This window comes from Nocardia pseudovaccinii NBRC 100343 (assembly GCF_001613225.1).
Classification (GTDB): domain Bacteria; phylum Actinomycetota; class Actinomycetes; order Mycobacteriales; family Mycobacteriaceae; genus Nocardia; species Nocardia pseudovaccinii.
Genome location: NZ_BDBY01000006.1, coordinates 1 through 10423, shown reverse-complemented (window position 1 = coordinate 10423; position 10423 = coordinate 1). Strand labels below are relative to the sequence as shown.

The window sequence follows — 10423 nt, the reverse complement described above, 5'->3', positions numbered from 1 at the left end:
GGCGGAGCTGCAACGGGCCACCGGTATCACCGATATGTTCGACACCGCGACTGTGCTCGAGTCCTATCCGCTCGACCGGGAACTGTTGGCGCGCAATCTATCCGACGCCGGATTGCGGCTCGTCGAGATCGACGCGCACGACGCCACGCCATATCCGCTGAGTTTGCAGGTGACCCCGCCGCGGTCGAGTCGCGGCGGACAACCGGACGCCGACGAGCCCGGCACCTACACGGTCACGCTGAAATTCGCCACCGACCGATTCGATTCGGAGCAGGCCCGCACGCTGCTGGGACGATTCGAGTTGCTGCTCACGCAGATCGTCCGCGATCCGGCCCGGCAGGTCGCGGCGATCTCCTGCTGCTGGGATTCCGAACGCGCGGAACTGCTTTCGGCCGCAAGCGCGGAGCCAGGCGCGCAGCTCGTGCTGCGCGACATCCTTGCGGGGACCGCGCGCAGGTATCCGGATGCCGTGGCGGTCCGGTCCGGTGACACCACGTGGACCTACCGTGAACTGGACCGTCGCGCCGATGGATTCGCTCGCCTGCTGGCCGGTCATGGTGCGCGCGCCGAGTCGATCGTCGCATTGGCGGTTCCCCGTTCGGCCGAACTGGTCGTCGCGATCTGGGCGGTAGCGAAAACAGGCGCCGCCTTCCTGCCGTTGGATCCCGGCAATCCCGCCGCGCGGATCGGGGAGTTGCTGTCCGACTCGCGGATCACTCTGGGCGTGACGACCAGCGCTGTGGCACCGCAACTTCCGGATACTGTCGACTGGTTGCTGCTGGACGCTCCGGCTTCGGACGCTCATCCGGGCCGATCTCGTCCGGCCGCGGCCGACGAGCTGTCGGCCGACAATGCGGCATACGTGATCTATACGTCCGGATCGACCGGCAAACCGAAGGCGGTCCACCTCAGCCATCGAGGTCTGGCCGACCTGGTCGCGGCGCAGGTCGACGCCTTCGGCGTGGGTACGGATTCGGTGGTGTTGCAGGTCGCGTCGCCGGGATTCGACGCTTGCTTGTCGGAGTTGCTGTTGGCGCACGGCAGTGGCGCGTGTCTCGTGGTGGCGCCACCGGAGGTGTACGCCGGGACCGACCTCGAGGAATTGCTTCGGTCGCAGCAGGTTTCGCACGCGATCATCACCCCGTCCGTGCTGAACACCATGGATCCGTCCCGGACGCCGTCGTTGACATCGCTCGCCGTCGTCGGCGAAGCGACCGGGCCGGACACCGTGCACCGGTGGGGCCCTGGGCGACGGCTGATGAATCATTACGGACCGACCGAGTGCACGATCTGGGCGACGGGGTCGGATGCCCTCGCATCAGGCGAGCCGGTGACGATCGGTGGCCCGATCCGAGGCGCGTCCGCGATGGTTCTCGACACGTGGCTGCGACCGGTGCCGGTCGGTGTCGCGGGCGAACTCTATATCGGTGGGCCCGGACTTGCCCGCGGGTACGTCGATCGACCGGGCGTGACCGCGTCGCGCTTCGTCGCGGATCCGCGATCCACCCGCGGCGAGCGGATCTATCGCACCGGTGATTCCGTGCGCTGGGTGCGCGGACGCACCGGGTTGGCGCTGGAATACCTGGGCCGCGGCGATCAGCAGATCAAGATTCACGGCCTGCGGATCGAGCCGGGGGAAATCGATGCCCACCTGGCCCGGCACCCGGACGTGTCGAGCGTCGCCACCGTTGCGGTGCAAGGGCCTGCTGGCGAACCGGTCCTGGTGTCCTATGTCGTCGCCGCGCCGGGCGCTGCCATGGATGTGGCGGCACTCGGCGACGATCTCGCGGGCAGGCTACCCCGTTATATGAATCCCGCGGCGATCGTGCTGCTCGACGAGATGCCCTGCACGCCTACGGGAAAGGTCGATCGGAAAGCGTTGCGGCAGCGCGCCTTCGAATCCGACGCCGCGGCGGGCAGGCCGCCGTCGACGCATACGGAGCAGGTCGTGGCGCAACTGTTCGCCGATGTGCTCCATCTCGACACGGTGTCCGCCGACAGCAACTTCTTCGCGCTCGGCGGGGACAGCATCGTCTCGATGCGGCTGGTGGCGCTGGCGAGATCCGCCGGACTCACGCTCACACCACGAGATGTATTCGAAGGCAAGACAGTTGCCGCCCTCGCCGCGATAGCGGGCGGTGATGCGGCTGCGGTGACCATCGAGGAATCCGCTCGACGCTCGACGGCGGATCATCCGCTGGTCGCGCTGACCGAACAGGACATCGACCGGCTGCGACGGCAGTACCGCGGGCTGTCCGACGTTTGGCCGTTGTCGCCCATGCAGTCCGGGATGCACTTCGACTCGACGTTCGACCCGGATGCCGGGGACAACTACACCGTCCAGACGATGATCGGATTGTCCGGCGCGGTCGACGGTGAGCGGCTGCGCCGCGCCGCCCAGGCCGTGGTCGACCGGCACGACATCCTGCGGGCCGCCTTTGTGGAGACGGCGGCAGGACCGTGCCAGATCGTGCTGGACCATGCCGAAATCCCGTTCCGGGAAATCGATCTCGCCGATGGCGGCAATGCGGAATCGCCCGCCGACCCGGGATCCATTGCGGCGGCGGACGCGGCGGCGGGATTCGACCTGTCGGCTCCTCCGCTGCTGCGCCTGACGCTGATCCGTCTCGATGCCGGGTCCTTCCGGCTGCTTGTCACGAATCACCATGTGATCCTGGACGGCTGGTCGATGCCGTTGCTGATGCGAGAACTGCTCGACTACTACGGATCTCCCGCGCATATCGACGCCGCCGGTCCCGCTCCCTCCTACCGCGACTATCTGGCCTGGCTGGGGCGGCAGGACAGCGACGCATCCAAAGCGGCATGGGCGCAAGCCTTTTCGGATGTCGAAGCACCCACCCGGGTGTCCCGGGAAGCCGCGGCGGGCGCTGCATCCGCCGCCGAGGTCGTGGCCGAACTCACCGCGGATCGTTTCGCCGAACTCCGTCGAGTGGCGGCGGAGACGGCCGTCACCATCAATTCGGCGGTGGCCGCGGCCTGGGCGCTGAATCTGCGCATATCGACCGGTGAGAGCGATGTGATCTTCGGCGCCGCGGTGTCGGGCCGACCTCCGGAGTTGCCGCTGGTCGATCAGACGCTCGGAATGTTCCTGACTACGGTTCCGGTGCGAGTCCCGCTCGAACCTACTATGACGGTGCGCGAGTTGCTGATCGGCATTCAGGCGCGGCACGCTCGCATGCTGGAGCATCACCATATCGGCCTACCCGAGATTCACCGCAGCGTCGGCCTGCCCGAACTCTTCGACACCGCCGTCACCTTCCAGTCGTTCCCCCTCGACCGGACGGCGCTGCAGGAACTCGTCGATTCGGCGGGTCTGCGGGTGGACGAACTCAGCGGTGTGGACGCGGCGCCGTACCCGCTGAGCCTGGTCGTGGAACCGAAGCAGTCCGCGGACGGCCAGGCGCGGGGGCTGCGGATCATCCTCCGGTTCCACCAGCGCGCATTCGACACCGCCTCGGCGCGCCGCATCCTCGACCGCTTCGTCGAGTTGCTGTGCCGGATCGCCGCGAACGCGGACGTGCGGCTGGGCGAGCTGGCGCTGGACGAGGAACCGGGGCCCTCGTGGCCGGTTTCGGTTGCGGATGCTGCGATTCCGGACACGTTGGACCGCATACTCGCGGCTTCCGCCGCCGCCGAACTCGACGCGATCGCCGTGCGGTGCGGTACGGCCGCCATGACCTACCGGCAGCTCGACGAGCGATCCACGCGTCTGGCTCGGATCCTGCTGCGCCACGGCGCCCGGCGGGGACAGATCGTCGCCTCCGTGCTTCCGCGATCCCTTGCGGCGACGGTCACCGTGTGGGCCGTGGCCAAGACCGGCGCCGCCTTGCTGCCGATCGATCCGATCCTGCCGCCGGAGCGCATCGAATATCTGTTGTCGGACTCGAAAACTTTTCTCGGACTGACTGATACGTCAACCAGGAAGCATCTTCCCGAGGGTGTCGACTGGCTGATCCTCGACGCGGAGCAAACGCTGCGCGCCGTGGACTCGGTCCCTGCCGTGCCGATCGGCGATGCCGAACGGGGAGGGCCGATTCGGCGGGGTCAGACCGCGTATGTGAGTTACACCTCCGGGTCGACCGGAACACCCAAGGGCGTTCTCGTCAGCCATCGCGGCTTGGCCGATATCGTCGCGGCGCAGCGGCGGATACTCGGCGTCGACCCGATGTCGGTGGTACTGCAGGTCGCTTCGCCCAGCTTCGACGCTTCGATCTTCGAGCTGTTGATGGCGCACGGCTCGGGCGGTCGGCTCGTCATCTCGCCCGCCGATGTCTACGCCGGTCCCGAGCTGGCGAATCTGATCCGGCGAGAGGGTGTTTCGCATGCCATAGTTACCCCGTCGGCGCTGGCGACAGTACCGAGCGATGGTCTCGACGGGTTGCGCGTGCTGGCAGCGGCCGGTGAGCCGGTCGGGCCGGAACTAGTCGATCGGTGGGCGCCGCATCGCGCCATGCTCAATGTCTACGGGCCGACGGAATGCACTATCTGGGCTACCTCCGGCGAGGCTCTGGCATCGGGTACCGCGGTCACGATCGGCAAGCCGGTCGGCCCGGTCGCGGCCGTGGTCCTGGATACTTGGTTGCGGCCCGTACCAGCCGGTGTCGCGGGCGAGCTGTACCTGTTCGGCGCCGGGGTGGCCGATGGGTACGTCGCCAGGATGGGGCTGACTGCGGCGCGGTTCGTCGCATGCCCGTTCGGGGAGCCGGGTCAGCGCATGTACGCGACCGGTGACATGGTGCGCCGCACCGCCGGTGGCGAAATGGAGTTCTTGGGGCGCAACGATTTTCAGGTGAAGGTGCGCGGCACCCGGATCGAGCTGGGGGAGATCGACGCCGTGCTGGGCGCGCGTGCGGATGTGGCATACGCCGTCACCGTGCCGCGCAGCGATGAGGGGCGACCGGTGCTGCTGGTGTCCTATGTCGCGCTCGCGACGGGGGCGCGGGTATCGGGCGCGGAGCTGCGTGCGGCGCTGGCCGAGGCGTTGCCCCGGTACATGGTGCCGTCCGCGGTGGTGGTGCTGGACGAGGTGCCGCTGACCGCGAACGGGAAGCTGGATCGCGAGCGGTTGCCCGAACCGGTTGCCGTCGTGCGCGAATTCCGGGCCCCATCGCCGGGGTTCGAAGAGTTGGTCGCGCGGACATTCGAGCAGGTACTCGACGTGAACCGGGTGGGAGTCGACGACGACTTCTTCGCGCTGGGCGGCGATTCGCTGAGCGCCTCGCTGGTGGTGGCGCGCATAGGTGCGGCCATGGACGTGCGCGTGCCGGTGCGGTCGGTGTTCGAGGCGCCGACCGTCGCCGAATTGGCCGCGCTTGCGGGGACACTCAGTGGTGGGGGCCGGTTGCCTCTGCTGCCCGGCGTGCACCACGGACCCGTGCCGCTGTCGCTGGCGCAGCAGCGGATGTGGTTCCTGAACCGGTTCGAGCCGGACTCGGCGGCGTACAACATTCCGGTGATGCTGCGGCTGTCGGGACGGCTGGACACCGCGGCGCTGGCGGACGCACTCGCAGATGTGATGGCACGTCACGAGGTACTGCGGACCATATATCCGGAAGTCTCCGGTGAGCCGCGGCAGATCGTTCTCGACGACCCCGCGCTGCCGGTGCAGCCGGTGCGCGTGGCAGCGGATTCGGTCCCGGATGTGGTAAGCGAGTTCGTGCGGCGCGGATTCGATGTGACCGCCCGGGTGCCGATGCGCGTGGGGTTGTTCGAGATCGACAGTGACACAGGAGAATTCCTGCTGGTGCTGGTGGTCCATCACATCGCAGGCGATGGTCAGTCGATGGGGCCGCTGGCCCGTGACGTAATGGCGGCGTATGCCGCGCGACTGGCCGGGCACGCGCCGGAATGGGAGCCGCTCGCCGTGCAGTACGTGGATTTCGCGTCGTGGCAACGGCAGATGCTCGGTGCCCCGGATGATCCGGCCTCGTTGCTGTCCGCGCAGCTGGAGTTCTGGCGCTCGACGCTCGCGGGCGCACCGGACCGGCTGGAACTACCGGCGGACCGACCACGCCCGGCCGTCGCCTCGCTGTCGGGAGGCCGAGTACCGGTGCGGATCGATGCGCGGTTGCACGAGCGGCTGCTCGCGCTGGCGCGGTCGCGTGGGTCGTCGCTGTTCATGGTGATGCATTCGGCGCTGGCGGCGGTATTGGGGCGGCTCGGTGGCAGCGATGATGTCGTGATCGGCACCCCGGTCGCGGGGCGCGGCGAGCCCGGCCTCGACGATCTGGTGGGGATGTTCGTGAACACCCTCGCATTGCGGACCCGGGTGGATACCGGCGAGCCGTTCACCGAGTTGCTGATGCGCACGCGCGAGACGGACCTGCTCGCGTTCGAGCACGCGGACGTGCCGTTCGAGCGGGTCGTGGAGGAGTTGAGCCCGGAGCGATCGGCGGCGCGGCATCCGTTGTTCCAGGTGGCCCTGGCGTTCCAGAACGTTTCGACGGTCGATGTGGCGCTGCCCGGCGTCCGGGTTGCCCTCGCGGATGTGGATACCGGGGCGACCCAGTTCGACCTGCAACTGATGCTTTCCGATTCGTCCGGCAATGCGGGTGTGGCACAAGGCATCTCGGGAATGATGACCTATGCGCGGGATCTGTTCGACGAGGCGACCGCCGCGGCGATCGTCCGACGGTTGGTGCGGGTGCTGGAAGCCGTCGCCGACGATCCGGCCGTTGTGATCGGCGATATCGACTGGCTGGAAGCCGAGGAGCGCTCGGCGCTCACGTCGCGGGTGGGGGCACCCGCCGTCCCACTGGAGCCATCCGGATTGTTGCCGGAGGTGTTCGCCTCGGCCGTCCGGGACAACGGCGACGGCATCGCCGTTGTCGCGGAGGCGGCCACGCTGTCGTATGCGCAGCTGGACGAGCGGTCCAGTCGGCTGGCGAGGGTGCTGATCCGCCGTGGCGCCGGACCGGAGAGTTCGGTGCTGGTGGCGGTAGCGCGGTCGATGGAGTCCGTCGTCGCGTGGTGGGCGGTGGTCAAGACGGGTGCGGCGTACATACCGGTGGATCCCGCCTATCCCGCCGCCCGGATCGCGCAGATGGTGTCGGATTCCGGTGCGCCGCTGGGGATTACATTGTCGTCGGTGCATGCCGAGGTGCCCGATTCGGTGGAGTGGATCGTGCTCGACGCCACGGCCGTCGCCGCACAGATCGACGCGGCGGCGAGCGGCCCGATCGGCGATGACGAGCGGCCGCGGCCGCTGCGAGCTTCGGATGTCGCCTACGTGGTCTTCACCTCCGGATCCACCGGGGTGCCGAAGGGCGTCGCCGTCACCCATTCGGGCATTGCCGATTTCATCTCGAGCTGGCGCGCCGATCCCGAGCTTCGGCACACGTCCAGGGTGTTGCATTTCGCATCGCCGTCGTTCGACGCCGCACTGATGGAGATCCTGATCGCGGTCAGCCGGGCCGGTGCCCTGGTCGTCGCGCCGACGGGGATCTACGGCGGCGGTGAGCTCGCCGAGTTCCTGCGTGTGCGGCGGGTCACCCACGCCTTCCTGACCCCGGCCGCGCTCGCGTCGGTGGATCCGGCCGGACTTGACGACCTGCGGCTGGTGATGTCCGGTGGTGAGGAGGTCCCGGCGGATCTGGTGAGCCGGTGGGCGGCCACCGATCTCGCAGGCGACCGGAGGTTCCAGGTGCTGTACGGGCCGACCGAGGCCACGATGGTCGCCACGGCGACGGATGCGCTGCGACCGGGTGACCGGCCGACGATCGGCGCCCCGCTGCCGGGAATGCAGGCGCTGGTCCTGGATGCCCGGTTGCGGCCGGTGCCCGTGGGGGTGGCCGGAGAGCTGTATCTGGCGGGCCCTGCGCTGGCGCGCGGGTACCTGAACAGGGCGGCGACGAATGCGGCGCGGTTCGTGGCGCACCCGTTCGGGGAACCGGGACGTCGCATGTACCGCACGGGTGATGTGGTGCGCTGGAATACCGGTGGTGCCCTGGAGTTCCTGGGGCGCAACGATTCCCAGGTGAAAATCCGTGGCTATCGGGTCGAGCTCGGCGAGATCGACGCCGTACTGAGCGCGCGGGCGGAGGTGGCGTACGCGGTCACGGTGCCGTGGCATCCCGGCACGGGCCCGGCGCAGTTGGTGTCCTATGCGGTACCCGAAAACGGGGCGAGCCTCTCGGGCGAACAGTTGCGGGCGGCGTTGGCCGAAGTGTTGCCGTCATATCTGGTGCCCACCGCGGTGATGATCCTCGACGCGATCCCCCTGTCGCCGAATGGCAAGCTCGACCGCGCGGCGCTGCCCGCACCCGTCGTCCAGGCCAAGCGATTCCGGGCCCCGGCGTCACCGGTGGAGGAAATAGTGGCAGGCGTATTCGCCGAAGTCCTCGCCATCGACGGTCCGGTAGGCGCCGACGACGACTTTTTCGAACTGGGCGGCAACAGCCTGGTGGCCACCCGACTGGCCGCGCGGATCGGCGCCGCGCTCGACGCGACCATCCCGGTATCGATGATTTTCGAGGCGCCGACGGTCGCGCGGTTGGCCGCGCGCGCCGAATCGCGGGCCGACACCGGCCGGGTGGCGCTGACGGCACAGCCACGGCCGCAGCGAATTCCGCTGTCGTACGCACAGCAGCGGATGTGGTTCCTGAACCGGCTCGAGCCCGGCTCGGCCGCGTACAGCATTCCGATAGTGCTGCGGCTGTGCGGAAAGCTGAATCTCGACGCGCTGCGCGCGGCCGTCGAGGATGTGCTGAACCGGCACGAGGTCCTGCGGACCGTGTATCCGTATGCCGAGGGCGAGCCGTCGCAGGTCGTCCTTCCCACCGCCGAGGCAATCGCGCCGATCGCCGTGACCTCGATCGCGGAACCGGAACTGGCCGAGGCGCTGTCGGCGTTCCTGTCGAGGGTGTTCGATGTGACGGTCGAGGCGCCGGTGCGGGTACGGTTGTTCGAGCTCGGGCCGAACGAGTGGGTCCTGGCCGTTGTGGTGCACCACATTTCCTGCGACGGCTCGTCGCTGGGCCCGATGGCACGGGACATGATGACCGCGTACACGGCACACCTGGTCGGCGAGACACCTAACCGGCCGCCGCTGCCGGTGCAGTACGCCGACTACGCGATCTGGCAGCGGACGGTGCTGGGGGCCGAAGACGATCCCGAATCGCTGCTGCGCGCCCAGATCGACTACTGGACACTCGAATTGGCGGAGCTCCCGGTTTTGCTGGAGCTGCCGACCGACCGACCGCGTCCGCCCGTGCAGACCTATGCGGGCGCGAGCGTGCCGTTGACCGTCGGTGCCGATCTGCACGCGGGATTGCAGCAGATCGCGCGGGCGCACAACACGACCCTGTTCATGGTCTTCCACGCTGCGCTGGCGGCCACGCTGGCCCGGCTGGCCGGTACCGACGATATAGCGATCGGCAGTCCGTATGCCGGACGCGGCGAGCCCGAACTCGACGATCTGGTCGGGATGTTCGTCAATACCCTGGTACTGCGGACCCGGTTGACCCCTGGGATGACGTTCACCCAGCTGCTCGAACAGGTGCGTGGGACCGATCTGGCCGCGTTCGGGCACGCCGATGTTCCGTTCGAGCGGCTGGTGCAGGAGCTGAATCCGGTGCGCTCGCACGCCCACCATCCGCTTTTCCAGGTGATGCTGGGATTCCAGAATGTCGGCAGGGCCGAGTTCGAACTGCCGGGGCTCTCGGCGTCGGCCATGACGGCCGATACCGACACCGCACTGTTCGATCTGCAGATCTCGGTGTCGGATTCCTACGACGCCACCGGTGCCCCGGCCGGTATCAGTGGCGCGGTGACCTATGCGAGCGACCTCTTCGACGCGACGACGGTGACCACGATCGTCGATCGCCTGCTGCGGTTGCTCGGCGCTCTGGTCACCGATGCGGCACAACCGGTGCACGAGGTGGATCTGCTCGGCGCCCATGAACGCGAAGCCGTTCTGACGCAGTGGAATTCGACTGACCGCAGGCTCCCGCCCGGTGAGACGCTCGCCTCGCTCTTCGCCGACTCCGTGCAGGCGAATGCGGACCGTCCCGCGGTGACATCCGGCGAACAGTCGCTGACCTATGCGGAATTCGCCTCTCGCGTATACCGGTTGGCGCGGTGGTTGATCTCGCGTGGCGTGGGGCCGGAGTCGTTGGTTGCGATCCGGATGCCGCGTTCACTGGACCAGGTCACCGCCATGTACGCGGTGCACGCCGCAGGCGGTGGGTACGTGCCGGTCGATCCGGACCAACCGGGCGACCGCACCGCGTACATGCTCTCGATCGCCGCGCCGGTGCTGGAGCTGTCGTCCCTCGATGGGCTGGAGCTGTCCGGATTCGATGACGCGCCGGTCACCGACGCCGATCGGCTCGCACCACTGCGACCGGACAACATCGCGTACGTGCTCTTCACTTCGGGGTCGACCGGGCGACCGAAAGGTGTT

The 10423-nt window shown here is 68.4% G+C and carries 1 protein-coding gene; it reads left to right on the top strand.

Features of this window, described 5'->3' with window-relative positions; translation table 11 throughout:
- The coding region (locus NP3_RS00485) for a non-ribosomal peptide synthetase (protein ID WP_157123959.1) at nt 1–10423 on the top strand (10423 nt) is incomplete at both ends.